We start from the raw sequence: 22,141 nt of genomic DNA, 5'->3' as shown, positions 1-22,141 counted from the left end.
CAATAAAAAAAGACCTAATAGGGTCTATTCACATAATCAATATACAATTTCGCTAATCTCAGTAAACTGCTGTGAGTTGGTCCAATTCAAGTTAACGGATCTGCGTAACCCTGTTTCATCTAATTGTTGATTTCCATACAAGCGTTTAAGTGTATCGTACATTATAGACTACCTCCTTGCATCAACTGAGCTAACACTAGTGCGTCAATTTGTTCTTGTTGAGATAATATCTGTTGCTGTAATTGCTCAATGGTAATTGCTTCTTGTACCGCTTCTTGTGCTTTTGCAATGATATCATCGATATGCGCCTGTGCTGATTCTTCAATTGTTTCTCTTGGGAAAGGAACATAAGTGTCCTGAATAAACCAGTCAACCCCATGGTTCATAATTACATAACCGATACCTTCTAATCTGTAAGTTAAATTCATTTCATTCACTCCTCTATTTTATTTGAACCCAAGCCGAACCATTACCAATATAAGTAGGTAAACTTAAAAGAACATTTGAACCGTTATAATAACCAACGTCGTCAAACCAGGATAGTAGTCGAGAATTTACTCCGGTAAACGCTTTAGAACTAACCAATTCCGCATTATAGACACCGCCACTTTCGCTTGATCGCATAAATATGATGGAGTTCAACTTATATGGTTTGGAGTTTAACATGAGTCGGCTTGCTATATGAACTACACTGTTCGTCGTGGTTGAAGCTTTGAAGCACCACAAACTGTTGTCTGTGAAAAAAATATTAAAATAACTTTCGGCTTCAGGCATATCCACTATTTTGACGGCGGTTATTGAAGAGCCTGTAACAGTTGCCTTATATAATCCTCGTGTAGAAGCGACGTTTAATATAAAGTAAACGTCGTTACCAATCTGAACTAATCCACTACTACCTGTTAAATAGTTAGCGCTACTTGTGAATGATGCTATCTCCCACAGATTGGTGGCAATGGTGTATTTATTAACTTGGGTTGATCCGTAGGCGACAGAGTAAATAAACCCGCCAATCAAAGCTATAAACAGTTTAGTACCACTTCCTGAGACAGATCTGATAACTGAAAAGGTGTTTGTACTCATATTGAAAACTTGACTAGTACTGGAACCGGCTTGTATAAAATATATCTTGTCATCGATAACAACTTTACTCGCTAATTCCGGACTATATGACACATTCGCCAACGTAGTCCATATATTGGTGGCTATTGTATATTTAAGAACTGTTGTAGGTCGATAATAACCTATCACAAAGATAGCACCCATATAATGGACCATATGCGCTTGGTTAGCACCCATGTGTGCCAGTCCGCTCGGAGGCGTTAAAGTAGTCCATGTGTTATTAGCTTTATTGTATCTTGAAAATAATCCAACACCACCACTGCTGCTGGTACTACTCGAAAGCAGATGATAAACACTCCCGTCCACGTCAACCATCGTATTAGCACCTATAGAACTTGCGCTGCCGCCAGTAATAGGAACAGTGACGACTAGAGGACCATTGTACCAACTACCATTAGCGTATAAGCTATCGTCCGATATTACATCACCCTTAGTAATTGCACTTCGTATCCAGACTCCTTCCTTCTTGATAGGCTCAGTAGCACCCGTATACACATTTAACTTTCCACCTCCTCCACCGCTACGTAGAAAAAAATAACCGTGAGACCAAACAAATGCATATGTTCCGTTGTTTACTAGGCTTACGGTACCTTCTCCCTCATTAGACACTGGGTACTTAACGTTATTGATAGCTATGTGAGTTATAACCGTATCTATGCTACTTATGAAGTTAGCAGTAAACCCTGCCAAACCAGCGCTAGGAAAGTCTGGAGAATTCAACCAAACAGTACTTTGATCTATATGAGGGTAGGCTTGGAAAACATCATTCTTGAACTCGACTCGTCTCCAAATAGTCCAAACTCCTGTTCCTCCTGCAGCTGGTGGATTGCCTGTTCTTACATACATACTTCCTGAGCCATGACCAAGAATCATTTGCCCTACAGTATCGCCGCCTGCATGGGAAACAATCATTTGACTCCAGTCAGAGCCGACCGGTGCGTTTAGGTTCCCACTTTGCAATCGATAAAATCCAGTACTAACCACATTATCTAAATCAGTGTTAAGAGGCAATACAATTTCTTTCTTAACGGACTTATTGTCTATTTCCGATTGAACAAAATCAGTAGAAGCTTTATTGTTCCAAACTATTCTCTCGGCATCAGTTACAAACCTATTGTTTGCGTCTTGAGAAATTATTGAAGGTGAATGAGTAGCTGGATGTATATAGTTATTAGCTCCTGTAGCAATACCATCTAGCTTGCTCTTATCTGCTGCTGCCATCAAACCAGCTACACTTGTCGTTACCACTCCTGTAGAGGCTTTAGCGTTCCAAGCAGCCTTTTCAGCATCAGTTACAAATCTATTACTTGCATCTTGTGTAATGATTGATGCTGGATGATTTGCTGGATGTACATAGTTATTCGCCCCTGCAGCAATGCCATCTAGCTTGCTCTTATCTACAGCGGCCATCAACCCCGCTGCGCTAGACGTTGCCGCCGCTGTAGATGCCTTTGCATTCCAACTAGTTCTCTCTGCTGCAGTGATATGCTTGACTTCATCAGCTACGTGACCATCAAACTCGGTTTTAGTCGCTTGCTTAGCATTATCAACACTACTAAGCCCCACATCAGTTTTTGAAAGAGTCACTGCCCCAGTCCTACTCGCAACGGAAGTTACCGCATTAACCTGAGCACCTGCTTGAATCCCATCTAGTTTTGTTTTATCCGTAGTAGACATACGACCCGCTTGACTAGTTGAAGCTATCTTAGCGACTTCTGTGTCGATCGTATCAGCATTACTATTCAAATCGTCAATGTTCACCGCATCTGCAATTTCAGGCTTTTTTAATTTAAGATTAGTTGTTAGTTGCATTGATTAACCCCCTTCATATGTTCTTAATTGGCCCCAATTCATCAGACCTGCATTAGCCCACGTCATCTCTTTCAATTTATCCCAAGTCGTATAAGAATAATCAAAACTATATGATAGATGTGCTGGTTTCATTTGTTCTAGCATCGCAATAAAACCTGCCATATTCGCAGGGATGCCAAGCATACCAATAAATCTCACTACAAAGCGAGATTCACTCTGATACTCTTCAATCTCTACATCACCTCCTGAAAAGGCGATGGCTGCAGATATAATCATTTGTTTGGTTACCGTACCGTGTCCACGAATTTTTGCCATGAGTATTTCACGACGCCAAGGATCGGACATAGACGGATCGGTTATTAAGCCAAATTCCCGCTCCCAATGTTCGAGTCCCCATGTAGCAGTAGTTAAAAATGCTTGAGTATTCAACTCCGCTAATGCAGACTGCGACAATTTCAATTCTTCTCCTAGTGTAGCTTGTAACTCTACCATATCTCGAATATCTCTCCAATAATATGGTAAATAGTCCATCAAATCTATGGACAGAGTTTCTTTTTGAGAATTAGGATCATCATTATCCCCAAACGTGATTGCACCGTACATAGACTCTCCGTAAGACATTATGAATCACCTCTCAATTGGCCCCAAGTTACCGGTCCCTTTGACATTACTTCATCTGTATAGGCAAGCACTCTAGCATTTCCCCATGATGTAGCATTTTGTTCTTCCTGATAATGTCTAATGGTCATAGCAGACTTATCAAGTACTAGCGCGTTGACCTTTCCACCACTAGCATCCGTATAGGCATTCAATACTAGCATGTCTTGGTAAGCACCACCGCTAGCCCCTGTCATACCATTTAATGAAGTAAAAACAAATTCAACAGATCCTTTTGTAGTATCTATTGGTTTACGATCTCGATCATCAGTCCTTTGTAGAAGTGAATGTTCATGTGGTGCAGACGTAAACGTAGTTGGTTTACCACTAACCCCCGTCCATGGGACAGAATCAGCAGATTCAGACTGGTCAACCTTGCCGTTATTGTTCGAATCGTAGACACTTTTAAGCATGTCTCCGCCGCCTATTCCACTAATTTGCTTTTGAATAGCTTGCACCGTTCTTAACGGAGTCATATATTTGACGTTTGAGGTTCCAGCTTCGGCTTCTACTTGTGATGAAATATCATAGTTATTAACATTTGATAATCCGACTTGCGCTTTGGTCACAGCATGCGGATTATCTGTGCGATTGGCTAGAGCATCTACTTTTGCCTGTGATCCTGTAATAGTTTCTTTCGCATTCCATGCAGTGCGCTCAGCATCTGTAATGTGTTTCACTGCATCATTCGCATGTGTTGTTAGACTCGTTTGCACTGCTGTTGCTTTTGCCTGTGATCCTTCTGGCGTCTCCTTCGCATTCCATGCAGTGCGCTCAGTTGCTGTAATGTGTTTCACCGCATCATTGGAATGTGTTGTTAGACTCGTTTGCACTGCTGTTGCTTTTGCCTGTGATCCTTCTATAGTCTCTTTTGCATTCCATGCTGCTTTATCTGCGTCTGTCACAAAACGGTTACCCTCGTCTTGTACTATCATTGTCGGCGGGTGTGTTGAAGGATGTACATAGTTGTTAGCACCTGATGTAATACCGGCCAACTTAGCTTTTTCCACTGTGCTATAATCCTCCGTAGATAACGATTTTCCTGCAATCTTTTCTACTTTACTAGATAGTTGCAATGTAATCGTCGCAGCAAAATTAGGGTCATTATTTAATGCCTCTGCTATTTCTACTAATGTATCCAGTGCCTCAGGCGCGGAACCAATAATATTTTCAATCCGTTTGTCTGTTTCAGTTTTCGTATAAGTCGTATCTTTGTCTGCCTTTAAAAGAAGTGCATTCGATAAACTAGTTTCTGCCTCTACGATTACATTCTGAATAAAGTTAATATCGTCCGCATCTACTTGATCTCCAGGGGTCTGATAAGTTACGTAAACCTTTGGTACATCAGCATAAACTCTAATACTCCGCCGCCAAGGTGAATTTGATGGGATTGATACGACGAAGTTTGTGATTTCGTCCCCTGTAAAATTTGAATCTGTGTAAACTTTGACAGAGCTATTACCAATATTGTCATGCGTCAATAGACCTTCAAATTTCCCATCCACCAGAATTATTGGCTCTTCAATTGTGTAATTACTCCCATCAGGACGTTTGTTTAACTTATCTTTGAAACTTCGAGCACCCATTTGCTACACCTCCAAGAGTACGCTATTAAGCTTCGGTATTTCCTCTTCGTTCAATGCCACGTTCATACTTTTTCCGTTTAGCATTAAGTTCGAGTAATCAATTACTCCAGGAACACTTAATAATAACAAACCGATCTGGGCAACACTGACGTAACTCGTCGTAAAGGATATGCCGCGAAAGAAGTTATTCAATGATTTGGTTACTGCATCTGTAACTGCCTGAAGTGTATACCCTGTTGCCAGTGTAATTTCTGAGCTTACCGTAATAAGCTTAGCTGTAGCTGATACTACTGTTACATCCGCACCGATAGGACGAACACTCTCAATGTAAGTTGCAGTCTCTGTCACTAGTACAGAACTTGCAGGTTCTTTATTACTATCTACAATCACTACTTTTACCGTTCCATTTCCATTCCAGAGCGGATGTATTTTCACACCGCCAACCCCTGCTACTTTTAATGCCCACTCTTGGTAATCAGCAGCATTCCCTCCACTTGAAGGGTTACGCACTCGATGCAAATAACGCTCTCGAAGTACTTCATCGCTCTCTACGTTTTCACCTAGTACAAGAATGTCTACTAGTTCCGCCTTTACCAAGCCAACTATATAATCGATAGGGATAATAGAACCGAAATATTGATTACCGACCACACCATGTACTTCACACTCTAAAATAAATTCACCAGTTGCCAGTTTTTCTCGAACAACATAAGTTAATTCACCATCACTATATCTACTGCCAATTAGAACATCCATCAATACATTATTAGAAGAATGGAATACCCCCTTACGTTGAGCAGTAGTTGCGGGCTGTCTCGAGATTCCAAAATCGCGTGTTCGCAATTCTAAATACTCTCCGCTCGAAGTACTAGCAAACACAAGATTTAGATGTACATCCAAATCAATATACATCTGGGCAAGTTCAGCTGCTGCTGGAGCACAAGCATCATAGATAACGCTCCCCTCACGTTTATCAATTGTTCCAGCTACTCTAGCAAGCATACGATTCAAAATATTATCAAAGGTCATATGTTCATACATTGCTTGTAACCACTCCTTCAAAACTGCCATATATCGAAGTAACCGTAAATCGAATGATTATCCCATCACCTGAAATACTTGTTTCTACATTTTTAACTGCTGTAATGCGATCATCGATCAACAGTGCTTCATTAATCATTCGCGTTACTTCTGACGTAACAAATTGTGGCTGACTACCTATGATTAGCTTTAACTCATGACCATAATCAAAGCTATAAATATCGTACCAAAATCGATCAGTTTGTAACGACTTCAATACTGCTTGTTTTACGGCATCAAGTCCATCCGTTTTACCTGTAATCTTTCCTTTTTCCAAATCAAGCTTCCAAGTTAAAGAGGGCTGCTGTCGTTGTACTAGTCCGTTATCTACTTGACTCGCTCCAATTTCAGGTATCATGGACTCACCACTCGATCCAGAATAATGAACTGTTGACCACCTTGAACACGTAATAATAGTAGTTTATCTCCTACCTTTAATCCCTCACGAACGATATAAGACGTCCCGCCGATAACTAATTTATTCTCAGTTAATGATTCTGGAACTACTAAAAAATCCACTGGAAGTGTAAACCGTTGATCTACGTTTACTTCTAGTGGATTTGTATTCGTTACAACTCCATACATCATGGTAACTGGATTACTCGCTGCTATAGCGGCCATGGCAGCCTGTTTCACTGTACTTAATAAATCGGTCATTTATACCACCCTCAAATCTAGCGACATTGTATGATCTGCCCCATCAAAATTATGTGAACATTCGTCAACGAGCAAAGCCTGATCTACCCCATACTCAGCTATTAGAATTCTAACTCGCATACCCGCTCGAATTCTAATATCTCCGATTGCATTTACCTTTAATGATTTTGTTTCTCGATTATGAATGGTAGACAGTGAGTCCAGCAATTCAGTAATTTGTGCGGTATTGGCTTCTTCCTCAATACTTTGATACAGCTGTAACAATCCCCATCGTTTAATATTCACGCTGTCCTTATACATGTAAATTTCACGTTTACCAGTATCTTTATTGTCTTTATATAACTTGATTTGGTTGTATGTTTGGCTATCTATCGAAGTTTGCACACTGTAATCGTACATCAAGCTTCGATCACCAATTATTAGATCAAGTTGGTCATCATCTACATTTCGTAAACATAGGGAACCAAAGTCATCATATAGACAATAATCTCGACCTGTATTGGAAAATGTAAGGGTGATTGCTTTACAAATAATATCTAATAGTTTCTGACCGTCTTCACTCATTACAGGAATTTTGTACTCAGTATCTGCTACTGCTCCGAGCTTAAGGTTGAAATCCTTAGCAATTCGTTTCAAGACATCTGTTGCGGTTATACCCTTAAATACATAGGTGTCAGTATTCATGAGATATCGAATTTGGTCATACGCTGTTATCTTCACACCTTCGTCTCTACCCTCATCAATACTAAAAATATAACCAAAAAAAACTTTATTATTGCCCACGGCTATGGCAACCCCATCACCGTTTCTATACATAAAATCTTTCGATTGATAAATAGCCCCTTTTACTAATGTGAAGCTGATTGTCCCAGCTGTGCCAATACGAGTAGTTTTCCATGAGAGACCTTCAACAATGTTACTTACGTCCCACTTGTTACCCTCTCGATTATGAATCTCTACTTTTAAATTCATGGCAACTTCAGCACCTTTCCTATAGGTAGCCTTTTCAAGTCTGAATCTTTAATATTATTTAGCTGCTGTATTTCCTTCCATCGTGTACCATTCCCTAATTGCTTTTTAGCTACTGACCAAAGAGAATCACCAGCGATCATTGAATATGTTTTAACTTGCTGTTTATCATTCGGTCTACTGTCGTTTGAGCTTATTTCAACTGTTCCACCGTCGTTAGTCTTTTCAGTAATGATCTTCTTTGCACTATAAAAAATGTATTTCATAAGCTTGATCGTATACTCAATATCTCCACCACCGCCAGCAGATTCTTCCCATTGAAAAGATTCGATGCTTACGGCTGTATTAATATCATACGTACTACTGCTGAAGATAAAGCGTACAGGTCGTTTTGAAGCCATCCATTTTTCAATTAGGTTAATATACTGTTTAGGATGAAGAGGGTCATAACGCTCAGCAACATTGTTAAGCATTTTGAATTGTTCCAAATTAATCATTAGACTACTGTTTGATTCCATATCAATGCGAAGTTGTTTATTTTTCTCAACATCTAACCGATGACGCTTATAGGTTGCTTCCTCTGTTTTAAGAAACTCATCTTCTCTGACAAAAGGATACCATTGAGCAGGAAAAAGACCGCTAAAGCTATACTCCGTTAGCTTGCGGTCTTTAATGACATTAATTTCTCCAAGCCCAGATATATCGTAAGTTTTACCTTGTCCAGACTCAGATATTTCGATAGAAGCAGGATTAATAGGAAATTGCAGTACTTCTTCCATATTATTAAAACTTAATTGTACGCCATATACTCTCAATTCCAATCACCTCTTATCCATATACAGCATTTGCAGAAGATGCAATGTCTTGCTCTAGCTTTTGAGTTATTTTTGATACAATCGTATTAATATCACTTTCATTACGAACATGCGTATCGCCGAAGCTCACTGATGGTGTCAAAGAAACATAGTTTTGAATGTTCTTCATTTCTGCCAATTCACGCATCATTTTCAAATCCTCACTACTAATGTCAACCGTGTCATTGATTTTTCCAACTTCACCGACTTCACCGACACTATTAATGTCACCCATACCTCCGATATTAGACATAGAACTTTTCGAGGGGTCATTACCAAATGAACTAAAATCAGTACTTTTTCCTAATGCATCCCCCACTCCGCTAAAAGCATTAGATGTTACATCAAAACCTTTGTCAAACTGATCACTCATATTTAATTGACTTGCTTTTCCTCCCGAGAAATCTACAGTTCCCTTAGTTTTTACAGGCTCTTGCATCTGATCCATAATGTTTTTAAATCCGTCACTAATTGCATTAACATTAGTCTCATCAAATAACGCAACTTGTCCTAGATCAATTCCTGTAAGTTTAAGTATTCCTGCACTCAACTTGTTAAAGCCACCCAGCACTCCATTTATTGCTGACAATATTGTTGACATAAAGCTTCCAGCGAAGTCTTCTGCTGAGAGGATCATGTTATACATAAATCCGCCAAACTCCATTGCAAGATCGTAAATTAGTTTTTTGATCGAATAGATAGGATCAATAAATACATTAATTAGAAATTCAGCAAAACTAACAATCATATTCCATAGTAACGCTATCGGATTCCATATAAAAGCTACAAGAGCCATAAAGAGACCACCGACAAAACCGACAATTTGCTCCGTAGAAACACCAAAGTAATTCAATAGTGAGATAAGCCCAACAATTACACCTATTAACAAAAGAATAGGCCATACTGCCATAATCCATGAAATCAACATAGATGCTCCAACAACGAGCGCTATTATTCCAAGCGCAATTAGAATATTAATAACTGTATCAATATTATCTACTATTAATTGACCGGCCCATGCTGCAACACTAGCTACTAAAGCCAATCCACCACTAATCAAATCGAAGAATGGTTGAAACTTACCTTCTTGAAAAGCAGTATTAAGCATTGTAATTAATGGCATAAAAGCAGTTACTGCTTGCTGTCCTGAATCTGCTAATGCAGAATTTAAGTTGCCTTTAAGAGTTTCCACTTGTTTTATTGGGCTAGCCATCATAGTTGCGAAAGCATCTTTACCCATGTTTTGTTTTTCGAGCATTTGATCAAATGCGCTAATTAAACCATCCACATTGCCTGATTGAGCTAGATCTTCTATCTTAAAACTACTCATATCCGCAGGAGACATCTTGAGACTATTAGCTAATGAAGAGGCATCACCATTCAACGCTTCTTTCAAAGCAGAAGCTGCTCCTTCGATGCCGTTACCTGAAATATCGAAAGCTGCCATACGTTGAGACAATTCGTTAAGTTGAGAAATTTGATCTACATTCTGTACTTCTGGTAAAAAAGACAGTGAACTTTGCAATGTTTGATTTACATCTTGACCAGCAGCAAGAGCCTCAGACTTAAACTTCTCGAACATTCCTTTTCCCATTTCGGCACTACCAGTTTTTGCAATAAACATATCCTCTGTCTGCTGCTGTTTCATTGCCCCGCCAATGGACGTACTAACTAGTGGTTTTGCTACTTGCTCCATTAAAAACGAACCCGATTTTCCCGGAAGTAGTTTTGGCAATGCGCCGCTGAGTTTACTTTTTACCCCCTGAAACATTGTCTTAAATCCACTGCTAAGTATACTTTTAGCCGCCTGTAGCGTTTTAATCAATCCACCGAATGTAGTTCTGACCGGTTGTAACATTCTATTTAAGCTACCAAATATACTTCTAACTGGCTGTAACATTTTGTTCATTCCACCGAATACATTTCTAACCGGCTGTAGCATTTTGCTCATTCCACTGAATAAATTTCTAACAGGCTGCAACATTTTATTCATTCCACCGAATATACTTCTAACCGGTTGTAACATTTTGTTCATTCCACCAAATATACTTTTAATCGGTTGAAACATCTGATTCAATCCATCAAATAGATCTTTAAACTTTGATACTGGATTTTTATCTTGATCTGTATCACAACATGCTTTTTGCGAGTTGTCGCCAACCGATCCTTGCATACGTCTTGTTGAGGCAATTAGCTTCAGCACTAATCGTTGTAAATTAGTAAACAAAACAGTGAGTGATGCCGGAAGCTCTACGCGTATATATGCCTTGATATCGATTAATTGTTTTTGCAATAGGTCTTTCAAAAGTCTTGCTTTATGAACAGCTTCTGTAGCATTAAAGTTAATGTTGATTTTTGTACCTTGGATCATATCCTGTATTACAGATAATTTATTATGTGCATTTGTCGTATTGATATTGAGTTTTGCAGGTCGCTCCACCGCAGTTCTCAATTTTCCCATCACGACAACAGTTTTGTTAACTTTGTCTCTTACACTTTTTATTGGTTTAGAAAATTGATCCATCATTTTAATATAAGTGCTAATTGTAGCCATCATGTCCTCCTTTCTCATAAAAAAGATCAATAAAATGTTACTTTTATTAGTCTAGTATTTTTGATAAGAAAAACTATAAACGAGCCTCTAGATTAACTTCTAGAGCTCATTTATAGTTATCATCAAGAGTACAGTACCAAAAGCATAAGGTGAAAAATCTATCGTTTTTTCATTTTCGCCCGTTCCTTACGTTCCGATTCAATTCTCACTCTTATAAAGCCAATTAATGCAGCTTTTCGAAAAGGATCGAGAGCTTCAAAGTCCCATGGCATTACATGATACTCATTGAGGGCGTAATATGCATAATTCGCTTCTGCATCACCCTCACTAATTAGTTTTTTACTTCATCTGCTAAATTGTTAATGTCTTGGTCAAATCCGTTCATTTTCTGAACTTTTTCCAGTAATGTAGCATATTCGCCTGATAACAACATCGTTTTAAGTAATGTATCTGCACCTAATACACTATATGAAGCTTGTAGATCGGCATTTTGTAGATCAGGATAAACTACACTTGCTACAGCTAGTTTCCCAACATATTCTTCTTGATTAATCTCTTGAATACGGGCTCCATTTTTACCTTTAGAGATACGAGTAGCAGATTTACGAATAGCTTCATTCTCTTTCTCCGTTACTGTTTTCAGCTTCCATTTAATAGGTTCGTTAGCATCACTCTTGAAACGCTCCGAAATAATGCAATCCTCAGTAATTTCAGCTTGCACATTTTGTGCAAAAAAATCTTGTAAACTCATAATTTATTACCTCCAAAGGTTATTTGATTAAAAGAAAAGGGCGCCTAATTAGGCACCCGAAATTTCTGAAAATTGATCTTGAATATCATAATCGTTAAATGTGAACGGAAGTTCCTCTTCTAGCATATCATCGCTAGATGCGTCAAAACGTGCAGCAATAACACTATCCAGGTTGCATTTTTTCAAGAAGGTTACTTGCTTGCCAGTGTCACTACCGGGTTGTTCATTGACAATCATCAACTCAAACCAGAAATCACGACCTGTTTGAATATAAGTACGCATCAACTGACGGAACACTGACGTTACATAGTACACAGTTAACGTACCTGAGCCACTCCAACCTGCAGCGCGTTGAGCGGTATTTGTCTTTCCTAGCACTGGCACATCCACTTTGTTCTTTTCAATCGTTGCTTCAAGTGCCTTTGCATAGAACAATTCTTCTACTCTACCATCGATAATCGCATAAGCTTTGGCCTGCTTACCACTTAATGCATCTGTTTCCTTAAAAAACGTCATACTAGACCACCTCCACTGTCATATAGATTTTTTCGATGCTATCTACTGGCTGAATACTCAGTTCAACAACAACAGCATCTACGTCTGTTCCTGCAGATACAGATACATCTGTCTGACTATCAAAGTTTTGAATAGCTCCCAAACCTTGAAGTGTAACAAGGTACGAAACAATCTCACCTTTTAATAGTGCTCGACCATCTGCATTATTACTCACTTTTCCAATGTAAAACTGTTCGAAAATTCGTTTCACATCATTACCAATAGAATCTAAAATTCGCATTACGCGGTTTTTACTGAATGCTTTACTACGATCTGCTGTAAAGCTACTAAGCGTATTAATATCCTGCTCAATAACTGCTGTACCATTAAGCGCCGTTACAACTAACTGACCATTTTTCAGCGCAGCAATGGTTTCGCTATTCGTTAAACGTGGGAATGCATCAACTGCATTTGGAATTGCGCTATACGTAAGAGATTCATTAATATTAGCCGAAGCCTGCATTGCAGCAATCTCCCATACTAGATCAGAAGGTGACACTTGTAGTCCATCAGCAGTAATGATGCCGTTATGCAAACTAATAATTCCTTCATAGTTAGCAGAAGGCTGATTAATCAATACGGCCTGAATTTTTTTACCTTCTTCTTCGCGTTGACGTTTTACGTATGCAATTGCGATTTGTTTACTTGAAGTATCATCTAGCGATACTCCTAATACATTAAATTGGTATGCTTCAAATGCGGTAAGCGCCGCGGAGAAATCAGCTCCACTAGAAGTACCATCTGTACCCCCAGTTAAAGAAATTCCTGCTGTAGCAGTAATTTCACCAGTTCCTGACCATACAATATAATTATTGTCCGCTAACTCCTCAACTGTAGCAACAGTTTGTCTATCCAGTTCATCACTTTCAAGAAGCGTAATAATATCGTAATGAGTTGGTTCATCAATGTTAGCTTGAACGACAACTTTTAGATCATTACCTCGTACTCCACCCCACTTAGCAGTAGCAGTCAGATTCCCCTCAGTAGCAGTTGCTTTCCCAGCACCTGTACCGCCCAAACGATAGAGCAACACTTTACTTGCATGACTAACAGCAGAAGCAATATGACGAATACGTGCATCTGTTGCTTTGAATCCGATAAGTTCAACTGCCTTCTCTACAAATTCAGATGACTCTAATACGATGACCTTTGTCGGATCTCCCCAAGGTAATGCTACTGGATATGCTGCAATTCCTCGATCTCCTAGATTACCAAGAGGTTGAGGTTTTGCTTTGAATTTAATATAAACACCCGGTCTTACTTTATTTTGAACTTCCCATTTTCCACCAGCCACTTACTTCACACTCCTTATTAGATACGATTGGATAGCCTTTTCCGCTTCTGCAATCGTGTAATGCTTACCATCTTCCAAAACACTTGCAAGTATGTCCTTCTCTTGCCCAGGACGTTGTCTGGAACTCAAAAATTGCGTTTTAGTAAATAACGCATCCTTGTCTTTATTACTCATATAACATATTCCTCCTGCTCAAGTCTTTGCATTTTAGCGTCATTTGGTTGTTGAGCATAAACGAGCATACTGAACGTTACAAAAAATTGCAGGACTTCATCTACAATTTGAAAACTCATTCCTTGTCCCAAATACTGAGCTTCAGCTACTGTAATCCATTTCAGTGCTGTTGTTAATTTCTCGCCCATTTCATACCATTCATCGCTAGTATGATCAGACCCAAAATAACGAATAACAAATGGAAGATTTCTTTTGTATCTTCTTCCAAGCTCTTGAGTTAATGTAGGTTCCAACAATCGCACATAAAAATAAGGTGAATCGATAACCTCACCGATCTCCTCATTAGATACTGGTATATCAGGAAATGCTAATTCAAGTGCATCATTGACTGCGTACCGTACATCATTAATAGTGACTTGCATGACCTCACCCCAAAAACCTTTTTACAAATTGTTTCATTTTCTTCTCTAAAATAGTTGGTATTTGTTGCTCCAACTCCTCTAATGAGATAGTCATCATAAACTTGCCTTCTATCCAACCTCGACCATTAGCTAATCGTTGCCCATATTCCACAAAGGACGAATTTTCATTAGCGTTAAACAATTCAATGTTAGCACCATTAGATGTCATACTCACTTTGCCAATCGTCCAGCCTCTACGAACTTCTTTCTGATCCGTTGGAGTTCGAGCGATTGATTTAGCCAATAATCTTTCTGCTAGTTCCTGCACACATTCTTCTACAAAACCTGGTACCGCTGTTTCCATTGCTTTAAGATTGTCACGATACTTTTCGAATTCACGAAAATCGAAGTTTCCCAATTTCGTCATTACGCCCAATCCTTTTCAGTCAAAATAATCAATTGATAAATGCTGTCACTTTGTCTTCTTTCATGACCATCCCTCCGTTCATCTTCTCATTTATCCCGATTACATCTAGGGCATCCTGTTCTTTAACGTCTTCAGTACTGAAAAGACGACATAATAAAAAGCCGCCCCAATTGATGGACGACTTTTTATTATTTTCTAGTTCGTTTGACAATATCATCTTAACACGGAATTTCACATCATTGTTCGTATATCATTCTCTATTCATTCGCTAGTTTTTCGTACTCCAAGATGTATACTCCATATTATCAAACTATGAAATAAGAGGTAACAGAAAAAGCCGCCTCAATTGATGGACGACTTTTCCTCATTTCTAATTCGTTTGACAATATCATCTTAACACGGAATTTCACATCATTGTTCGTATATCATTCTCTATTCATTCGCTAGTTTTTCGTACTCCAAGATGTATACTCCATATTATCAAACTATGAAATAAGAGGTAACAGAAAAAGCCGCCCCAATTGATGGACGACTTTTCCTCATTTCTAATTCGCTTGACAATATCATCTTAACATGGAATTTCATATGATTGTTCGTATATCATTCTCTATTAATTCGCTAGTTTTGCGTATTCCAAAATCGCTTTTTTTCTACGTCGATAAAATACATCTTTGGAGATGTTCATCTCAAATGCTACGTCACTCCAAGTTCTTCGTTCCAAATAGTGATGGCGAAGTAACTCGGCATACTCGGGCTTGTAATTTTCAAGTGCCTCAATTATATTATCTATTTTCTGGATATCCTCTTGTAAGTTCTGTAACTCTGCTACTCTGTCAAGTACTGCATCAATATCATCTCTTATCTCATAACCTCTAGCAGCAACAACTTTTTCAATCTTTTGCTTAAGCTCCTTAAGTAACTTTGTATCCGCAGCATCATTGCCTATCGTGGGAATCGCTTTTTCTTGGCTTCGTACGCCAGCAGGATAATGTTCAAGATAGCTGTGAGCTACTGACTCTAGCTTTTGCTCTCTCTTAGACAAATACATATGACTTGGCATTCCTCTAAGCTTATGATGTAGTTCCTGCAATTGATCATCTTGGTTAAGCCTACTGATCGTTATACCTGCACCAACAGAATATGTTTCAAGCACTCGCTTTCGTGCAACCAACCTCTTATAGTTGCTCAATTGTTCAACCACTTGTTGTTCAGTCATATTGACCACTCTCCTTATTTTTTTATTTTATAGAATTGTTGTACAACATCTGTAACAAATAACATCTAACTATTGATATTGCGATGCTTCACTTCGGCATCCAGTTAATATCTGCTCTATGTTGACTAAAGCTAATTTGTAGTTCTTGCACTTCCTGTCCGCCTTATCAACTATTCATAGACTACAAACATCAATAAATGGTAAAATATTGTTATTAACTAAATTTATGCGGAGGTTCATATGGCTAAAGACATGATTAAAATAAACGTTGGTTTAGTAATGCCTATTGCAGAAATTGATAATTGTAAGCCAGAACACTGGGCTGAAGTTAAAAATATAATTATCTCAGCTCTAAATGATGTAGATGGTTATCAATTTGAAACTAAAATAGTTAGCGAATCAAACAGTGTTGGTTTAATACATAAACGAATTGTCCAAGGTCTGTACAATTCAGATATAGTTATTTGTGATGTAAGCTGCAAAAACCCAAACGTAATGTTCGAACTCGGAATGAGGCTTGCCTTTGATAAGCCAACCATAATTGTTAAAGATGACAAGACCAATTACTCATTTGATACCGGTGTTATTGAGCATATTGATTACCCTAGAGATTTGAGATTTAGCAAAATAGTTGATTTTAAGAACACACTATTAACTAAAGTAATAGGAACTTACTTAGATTCAGTAAAAGACGCTGATCATTCACCGTTTCTGAAAAGCTTTGGTGACTTTAAATCCGTTACAATTGAAGCTACAGAAGTGTCAGCTTCAAGCTTAATACTAGAAATGCTTGATGATATTCAGACCGATATCATAGATTTAAAGTCTCAGATCAATTCGAAAAACTCTTCTTTTACTCTCTCCAAAATTAGATATAACGATCAAATAGAAATTAAAAATTTGTTTAATCAATATGTTCATGAGAATTCACCTGAAGTTATTAATTTTGAAGATGCATTGCAATATATAAAGGACAAGTCTAATAACAATTTATCTGAATCAGACATTAAAGAGCTTACACTCAGGCTAATATAAGGTACAAAATTAATTATGCTTTGGAATAAAATAGGATCCCTTAATGATCTGTACTTTTAACGTACCTTCTACCACTTCTTTAGTAATTACCCTACTAGTTTCAGCATCATAAAAAGCTACCAGAACTCCTTCTTCTATTGCATTAACAATACTCGGATTGAGTTTTTCAAACCGCTTCATGTTTGCTAAAGCTTTCTGAACTACATCCATTTGAACTCCCTCATTTCACCCTTATCATTTTTTAAGATCCTGTAGCGACTTCACCACTTATATTAATTGAAATAGACATAAGTGGTGCTATCTCCCAAAAGTACGACCAATTTTTATTCGACACTCCAAACAAATTTTCTTACCTTCAAGTAAGTACAGTTTTACCTTACTACCACAAAGCTTGCAGCCAGGTGCATATTTGCGAAGCATAATTCCTTTATCAGTAACAAAGACTTCAAGTGGATCTCCCTCTTTAATATCATAGGTCTGGCGAAGCTCTTTCGGTAGAACGATACGACCTAGATCGTCTATATGACGAACAATTCCTGTAGCCTTCATATTGAATTCTCCTTTTGCTAGTGATACACTATTTGTAAGTTATTTATGTTCGTTGGCTATTGAGGCTCCTAACCCTCGATAGCCTTTTTCAATTCCGCGATTTCATAGAGATAGGTGTATTGTGATTGTCTTGCTCGAATAGATATTCAATTGTACAATTCGGGAAAAAATGGCGTTGAATCTTGCTCGCTTCATCAAGGTAAAATCTATTTCTTCCTTTTGTCTTATCTATAACTGTCGCATACCTAACACCTAGGAATTTGGCGAAGTCCCCCTTATTAACGCCATTTCTCGCCATCTCGGCTTCCAAATTCCGAAACATCCAAACACCTCCGAAACACTCAATTTCGTATTACACCTTCACTATATACTCAATTTCGTATGTAGTCAACTGATATTTAGGAAAAAAGTGCGATATTGAATATTTACAATTGAATATAAAGAGTATATACTAAAGTTGAATGTACGGAATTCCGTATGATTTTCAAGGAGGGTTTAAAGTGAAGTTAGCTGCTGCAGCAAAGCAACTCATTGAACAAAGCGGATTAAACACTAAGGTATTTGCTGAGAAAGCAGGATTACCTTATACAACTTTACGCTCTATGTTGGATCGCGGCTTTGGCAGATCCGCTGTAGAAAATGTTATCAAAGTATGTAAAGCACTTGGTATAACTGTAGAAGAATTAGAAGCTATTGCTAATGGTGAATCATACGAGCATGAAACAATCGCAGCTCATCATGATGGAGAAGAATGGTCAGAAGAGGAACTTGATGAAATAGAGGCTTTCAAGAAATTTGTAAGATCCAAAAGAACTGAGAACTAATCGCATCCGAGGTGAAGTCGATTTGACTTATGATAATCTGCTACTTGAGGCAGAGCAGCAAGGAATTTACACCTATGAGAAACTCATGCCTCAAAAATTAAAAGGACTTTATAAAGATAGTGTAATCTGTATTAATAAACAAATTCACACTTCAATAGAAAAAGCTTGTATCTTGTCTGAAGAACTTGGACATTATCATACATCTACTGGAAATATACTTAATCAGAAAGATATTCGAAATTGTAAGCAAGAGTATCGCGCTCGTTCTTGGGGTTACGAATATCTCATTCCTTTATCTAGAATAGTAGAAGCTGGACAAGCTGGCATTGAGGGGCGACACAGCATTGCTGAGTGGCTTGAGGTAACTGAAGAGTTTCTACAACAAACAATCGATCATTATCAACGAAAAAACGGTTTATATATCACCTATCAAAATTACCTTCTGTATTTAGAACCACTAAGTATATGTAAGCTGTAATCTTGCGTTTTACTTTAGCAAGGTGTTTTTTTTACACCAAAAACAGAACATTTGTTCTGTTTTTGGTGTAAAGGAATGATTTTCAAATCACGTCAAGATACTTGACCATCTTTTTGAGATAAATACTATAGTAGACACCTATACTTTAGCTTTCTGAAAAAATAAAAGACGCTCACTTTCGAGCGCCTGAAAAATTGTTTGCTTTTATCCAAATAATCCAATCTTCACTAAATCATCTCGATTGAAATATATTTCATTGTGCTCGCCTATTTTGTACCTAACACCATCGCCCTCATAAACTACTCCGATCTTCGAATCACGGGGCACGTTATTAATTTCGTGAACTAATACCTTTTTATTGTCAAGAACATCATAAATTAGAATACTGTCAGGATATCTATAAGCAACTAACATCATACTTTCGAGTTCTTGCTCGCTTACCCACGTATCATCATATTCTTCTTTAATAATTGGTTTGGTTTCTTCTTCATAAATTGGCGTAGGTTCTTTAATAATTATCGTTTCTTCATGAACATATTCTTCATGATTTCCAACATAGGATTCTGGACCCACATTATTTCCGGATTTTGGCTCGAATTGGTCGAAATAATCTCCAACCCACCTAGCTGCATCATTTTCGAATCCAAATCCAGTTAACCACTCACTATAAGTATCCCCAAAGGTGCTAATATACCAGTCAACAGTAAAGGTATAATTAGTTGACCCTAAATAATTTTTGAACTTCGAAGAATCTACAAAAAAGCTATGTAAATCTTTCTTTGAGGTTTTGTAAGTTTTTCCATTATAAGTCCATGTGATCATTTTATTCAAATCAATATTTCTTATATCTTCAGTGGTGACTGAATATGAATTTTTGTCCCCTTTAAAGTATATCAAGTACTTATCTGCATCAGGATAACCTTTCAACAATTTATAACCAGAGTATTTCCCAGTTCCGTTGACCGTATAAAGCTCTTTCGATTCAACAATTCCAAAGTCTTTTGGATACACATAATCCCCTGTTGAAATAAGTACACTATTAACAGAAGCTCTCCATTCCACTTTACTCCCTAACGATTCTGCTACAAATCTTAGTGGAACCACAGTGTTTCCCTTGATAACTTTTGCAGGAACAGCAAGCGACACTGTTTTTCCATTCACATATGCTACCGATTTACCTATCGTTAGTTTAATTTCTCCACCCTTGTATTTACCTGATACTGTCTGAGTTGTCTTATCCCAATTCACCGTAACACCAAGAGATTCAAAGATGCTTCTCATCGGAACAAGCGTAGTTCCTTTTTCAATGACTGGATCAATCGGTAGATTTAATAACTTTCCATTAATAAATACTCTGATGTTGTCTTGAGCAAATACAGAAGTAGCACCAAATACCATAGTAATTAATATTAGAGCTATTAGACTTTTTTTCAACATGCATTCCCCTCCTCATTTACTACATATTACCACTAATCACTAGTATTGGGTGTTTTTTAATTTCATTTTCTCATAAAAAAAAGAAGGCGAACATTAAAGTTCACCTTCTTCACTACTAGAAAAATATGAGTTGGCACGAAATCGGCATAACCTATTTCCACCACTATATATTCAACCTAGAAACGCTGATATAACAACGCTTGTAGACTCTTAACCAATTGAACCTTCCATTTCGAACTTGATCAAACGGTTCATCTCAACCGCATATTCCATTGGAAGTTCTTTCGTAAATGGCTCGATAAAGCCCATTACGATCATTTGAGTCGCTTCGTCTTCACTTAGACCACGGCTCATCAGATAGAACAATTGCTCTTCAGATACTTTCGATACTGTTGCTTCATGCTCAAGAATGATGTTATCATTCAAGATTTCATTATAAGGAATAGTATCAGAAGTTGAAAGATTATCTAAGATTAATGTATCACATTTAATATTAGATTTTGCTCCATCAGAATTACGTCCAAAGTGAGCAAGACCACGATAAGATACTTTACCACCATGTTTAGAGATGGATTTGGAAATAATCGTAGAACTTGTATCAGGTGCTAAGTGAGTCATTTTCGCACCAGCATCTTGAAGTTGACCTTTACCTGCAACAGCGATAGAAAGAACAGTACCTCTAGCGCCACGACCACGAAGAATAACCGCAGGATATTTCATCGTTAGCTTAGACCCAATGTTACCATCGACCCATTCCATAGAAGCATTTTCATCAGCTACAGCACGCTTCGTAACTAGGTTATAAATGTTTGGAGCCCAGTTTTGAATCGTAGTATAACGTACACGAGAATCTTTCAAACAGATAATTTCTACTACTGCGGAGTGTAGAGAATTCGTGCTATATACTGGAGCTGTACATCCTTCAACATAGTGAACAGATGAACCCTCGTCAGCAATAATTAATGTACGCTCGAATTGTCCCATATTCTCAGAGTTAATACGGAAGTACGCTTGAAGTGGTACATCACACTGTACACCTTTTGGAATATAGATGAAGCTACCACCAGACCATACAGCACTGTTCAATGCAGCGAATTTATTATCATTTGGAGGAATAATTGTACCGAAGTACTCCTTCATAATTTCTGGATATTCACGAAGTGCAGTATCCGTATCTGTGAAAATTACACCTTGTTTCTCCAGATCTTCTTGCATGCTGTGATATACAACCTCAGATTCATACTGAGCGGATACACCAGCTAGATACTTTTGTTCGGCTTCTGGAATACCTAGTTTGTCGAAAGTTTCCTTAATTTCTTGAGGAACCTCTTCCCATGTTTTACCTTGCTTTTCAGAAGGTTTTACATAGTATTGAATTTCATTAAAATCAAGATCAGACATATCGCCGCCCCAAGTAGGCATTGGCATTTTGTTGAAAGTCTCTAACGATTTCAAGCGGAATTCAAGCATCCATTCAGGTTCGTCTTTCATAGAAGAAATGGTGCGAACGATTTCTTCTGTTAGACCTTTACCTGATTGAAAGATTGATTTATGCTCATCGCGGAAACCATATTTATAATCTTCCATTTCTGGCATTGACTTAGCCATGTTCCGTCACACTCCTTTAATGTACTTCTTTTAAATCTTGTTGCCCTCGACTCTATAATAAAAAGTGAGGTTTATTCTACGATCTATATCATAAGTTCGATATT

The 22,141-nt window shown here is 37.9% G+C and carries 27 protein-coding genes; 3 read left to right on the top strand and 24 right to left on the bottom strand.

The genetic code is table 11. The features are described from left to right. Positions 1–36: 36 nt before the first annotated feature. The 19 genes from NV377_RS16695 to NV377_RS16605 all read right to left on the bottom strand — a co-directional run bounded on the left by NV377_RS16695 (position 37) and on the right by NV377_RS16605 (position 16,106). The gene (locus NV377_RS16695) at positions 37–162 is read right to left on the bottom strand and encodes a hypothetical protein (protein WP_258201934.1); all 126 of its coding nucleotides are present in this window, start codon (positions 160–162) and stop codon (positions 37–39) included. Then, positions 162–428: a hypothetical protein gene (locus NV377_RS16690; protein WP_258201933.1), complete on the bottom strand. Its 267-nt coding sequence runs from the start codon at positions 426–428 to the stop codon at positions 162–164. The genes NV377_RS16695 and NV377_RS16690 overlap by 1 nt, the downstream gene beginning before the upstream one ends. Before the next feature lie 13 nt (positions 429–441). Then, positions 442–2,931, bottom strand: coding sequence for a pyocin knob domain-containing protein (locus NV377_RS16685; RefSeq protein ID WP_258201932.1), 2,490 nt, complete (start codon positions 2,929–2,931; stop codon positions 442–444). A gap of 3 nt (positions 2,932–2,934) precedes the next feature. Then, positions 2,935–3,552 (bottom strand): putative phage tail protein, encoded by a 618-nt coding sequence (locus tag NV377_RS16680; RefSeq protein WP_258201931.1) that lies wholly within the window; start codon positions 3,550–3,552, stop codon positions 2,935–2,937. Then, positions 3,552–5,174: a hypothetical protein gene (locus NV377_RS16675; RefSeq protein WP_258201930.1), complete on the bottom strand. Its 1,623-nt coding sequence runs from the start codon at positions 5,172–5,174 to the stop codon at positions 3,552–3,554. The genes NV377_RS16680 and NV377_RS16675 overlap by 1 nt, the downstream gene beginning before the upstream one ends. A 3-nt stretch (positions 5,175–5,177) precedes the next feature. Further along, the gene (locus NV377_RS16670) at positions 5,178–6,215 is read right to left on the bottom strand and encodes a baseplate J/gp47 family protein (protein WP_258201929.1); all 1,038 of its coding nucleotides are present in this window, start codon (positions 6,213–6,215) and stop codon (positions 5,178–5,180) included. Beyond that, the gene (locus NV377_RS16665; protein ID WP_258201928.1) at positions 6,208–6,612 is read right to left on the bottom strand and encodes a DUF2634 domain-containing protein; all 405 of its coding nucleotides are present in this window, start codon (positions 6,610–6,612) and stop codon (positions 6,208–6,210) included. The genes NV377_RS16670 and NV377_RS16665 overlap by 8 nt, the downstream gene beginning before the upstream one ends. Continuing rightward, entirely contained in the window at positions 6,609–6,911 is a 303-nt protein-coding gene (locus NV377_RS16660; RefSeq protein WP_258201927.1) for a DUF2577 domain-containing protein, read from the bottom strand. Before NV377_RS16660 ends, NV377_RS16665 begins: the two co-directional genes overlap by 4 nt. Further along, positions 6,912–7,883, bottom strand: coding sequence for an XkdQ/YqbQ family protein (locus tag NV377_RS16655; RefSeq protein WP_258201926.1), 972 nt, complete (start codon positions 7,881–7,883; stop codon positions 6,912–6,914). After that, positions 7,880–8,701, bottom strand: a complete 822-nt coding sequence (locus NV377_RS16650; protein WP_308860156.1) for a LysM peptidoglycan-binding domain-containing protein — start codon at positions 8,699–8,701, stop codon at positions 7,880–7,882. The genes NV377_RS16655 and NV377_RS16650 overlap by 4 nt, the downstream gene beginning before the upstream one ends. Positions 8,702–8,708: 7 nt before the next feature. Further along, on the bottom strand, positions 8,709–11,291 hold the full coding sequence (locus tag NV377_RS16645; protein WP_258201925.1) for a phage tail protein: 2,583 nt from the start codon (positions 11,289–11,291) through the stop codon (positions 8,709–8,711). 328 nt (positions 11,292–11,619) lie between these two features. Next, positions 11,620–12,039 (bottom strand): phage tail assembly chaperone, encoded by a 420-nt coding sequence (locus NV377_RS16640; RefSeq protein ID WP_258201924.1) that lies wholly within the window; start codon positions 12,037–12,039, stop codon positions 11,620–11,622. Between the two features lie 48 nt (positions 12,040–12,087). Further along, entirely contained in the window at positions 12,088–12,555 is a 468-nt protein-coding gene (locus NV377_RS16635) for a phage tail tube protein (protein WP_258201923.1), read from the bottom strand. A 1-nt stretch (position 12,556) separates the two neighbouring features. Further along, on the bottom strand, positions 12,557–13,888 hold the full coding sequence (locus NV377_RS16630) for a phage tail sheath family protein (protein WP_258201922.1): 1,332 nt from the start codon (positions 13,886–13,888) through the stop codon (positions 12,557–12,559). After that, the gene (locus NV377_RS16625; protein ID WP_258201921.1) at positions 13,889–14,062 is read right to left on the bottom strand and encodes a hypothetical protein; all 174 of its coding nucleotides are present in this window, start codon (positions 14,060–14,062) and stop codon (positions 13,889–13,891) included. Continuing rightward, on the bottom strand, positions 14,059–14,484 hold the full coding sequence (locus NV377_RS16620; protein ID WP_258201920.1) for a phage tail terminator family protein: 426 nt from the start codon (positions 14,482–14,484) through the stop codon (positions 14,059–14,061). The genes NV377_RS16625 and NV377_RS16620 overlap by 4 nt, the downstream gene beginning before the upstream one ends. Positions 14,485–14,488: 4 nt before the next feature. Beyond that, positions 14,489–14,890: an HK97 gp10 family phage protein gene (locus tag NV377_RS16615; RefSeq protein ID WP_258201919.1), complete on the bottom strand. Its 402-nt coding sequence runs from the start codon at positions 14,888–14,890 to the stop codon at positions 14,489–14,491. Between the two features lie 28 nt (positions 14,891–14,918). After that, on the bottom strand, positions 14,919–15,101 hold the full coding sequence (locus tag NV377_RS16610) for a hypothetical protein (protein WP_258201918.1): 183 nt from the start codon (positions 15,099–15,101) through the stop codon (positions 14,919–14,921). A 399-nt stretch (positions 15,102–15,500) separates the two neighbouring features. After that, complete coding sequence (locus NV377_RS16605) at positions 15,501–16,106, bottom strand: DUF1492 domain-containing protein (RefSeq protein ID WP_258201917.1); 606 nt, start codon at positions 16,104–16,106, stop codon at positions 15,501–15,503. A gap of 240 nt (positions 16,107–16,346) precedes the next feature. Between NV377_RS16605 and NV377_RS16600 the strand changes: the two genes are divergently transcribed. After that, on the top strand, positions 16,347–17,141 hold the full coding sequence (locus NV377_RS16600; protein WP_258201916.1) for a hypothetical protein: 795 nt from the start codon (positions 16,347–16,349) through the stop codon (positions 17,139–17,141). A 9-nt stretch (positions 17,142–17,150) separates the two neighbouring features. Here the strand turns inward: NV377_RS16600 and NV377_RS16595 are convergent, their stop codons facing one another. The 3 genes from NV377_RS16595 to NV377_RS16585 all read right to left on the bottom strand — a co-directional run bounded on the left by NV377_RS16595 (position 17,151) and on the right by NV377_RS16585 (position 18,012). Continuing rightward, positions 17,151–17,351 (bottom strand): hypothetical protein, encoded by a 201-nt coding sequence (locus NV377_RS16595; protein ID WP_258201915.1) that lies wholly within the window; start codon positions 17,349–17,351, stop codon positions 17,151–17,153. A gap of 87 nt (positions 17,352–17,438) precedes the next feature. Next, the gene (locus tag NV377_RS16590; RefSeq protein WP_258201914.1) at positions 17,439–17,690 is read right to left on the bottom strand and encodes an AbrB/MazE/SpoVT family DNA-binding domain-containing protein; all 252 of its coding nucleotides are present in this window, start codon (positions 17,688–17,690) and stop codon (positions 17,439–17,441) included. 88 nt (positions 17,691–17,778) lie between these two features. Further along, a complete protein-coding gene (locus tag NV377_RS16585; protein WP_258201913.1) occupies positions 17,779–18,012 on the bottom strand; it encodes an XRE family transcriptional regulator in 234 nt (77 codons plus the stop codon). A 178-nt stretch (positions 18,013–18,190) separates the two neighbouring features. On the opposite strand from NV377_RS16585, the gene NV377_RS16580 reads away from it, so the two are divergent. Together NV377_RS16580 and NV377_RS16575 are read left to right on the top strand one after the other, a co-directional pair. Then, positions 18,191–18,514, top strand: a complete 324-nt coding sequence (locus NV377_RS16580; protein WP_258201912.1) for a helix-turn-helix domain-containing protein — start codon at positions 18,191–18,193, stop codon at positions 18,512–18,514. A gap of 22 nt (positions 18,515–18,536) precedes the next feature. Continuing rightward, the gene (locus NV377_RS16575; protein ID WP_258201911.1) at positions 18,537–18,992 is read left to right on the top strand and encodes an ImmA/IrrE family metallo-endopeptidase; all 456 of its coding nucleotides are present in this window, start codon (positions 18,537–18,539) and stop codon (positions 18,990–18,992) included. 204 nt (positions 18,993–19,196) lie between these two features. On the opposite strand, the gene NV377_RS16570 is transcribed toward NV377_RS16575, so the two are convergent. Both NV377_RS16570 and sufB read right to left on the bottom strand, forming a co-directional pair. Beyond that, positions 19,197–20,429 (bottom strand): stalk domain-containing protein, encoded by a 1,233-nt coding sequence (locus tag NV377_RS16570; protein ID WP_258201910.1) that lies wholly within the window; start codon positions 20,427–20,429, stop codon positions 19,197–19,199. 210 nt (positions 20,430–20,639) lie between these two features. Next, positions 20,640–22,037, bottom strand: a complete 1,398-nt coding sequence (gene sufB, locus NV377_RS16565) for a Fe-S cluster assembly protein SufB (protein WP_258201909.1) — start codon at positions 22,035–22,037, stop codon at positions 20,640–20,642. Positions 22,038–22,141 lie beyond the last annotated feature (104 nt).

This window comes from Paenibacillus endoradicis, from assembly GCF_024721975.1.
This window is presented reverse-complemented; position numbering and strand designations above follow the sequence as displayed.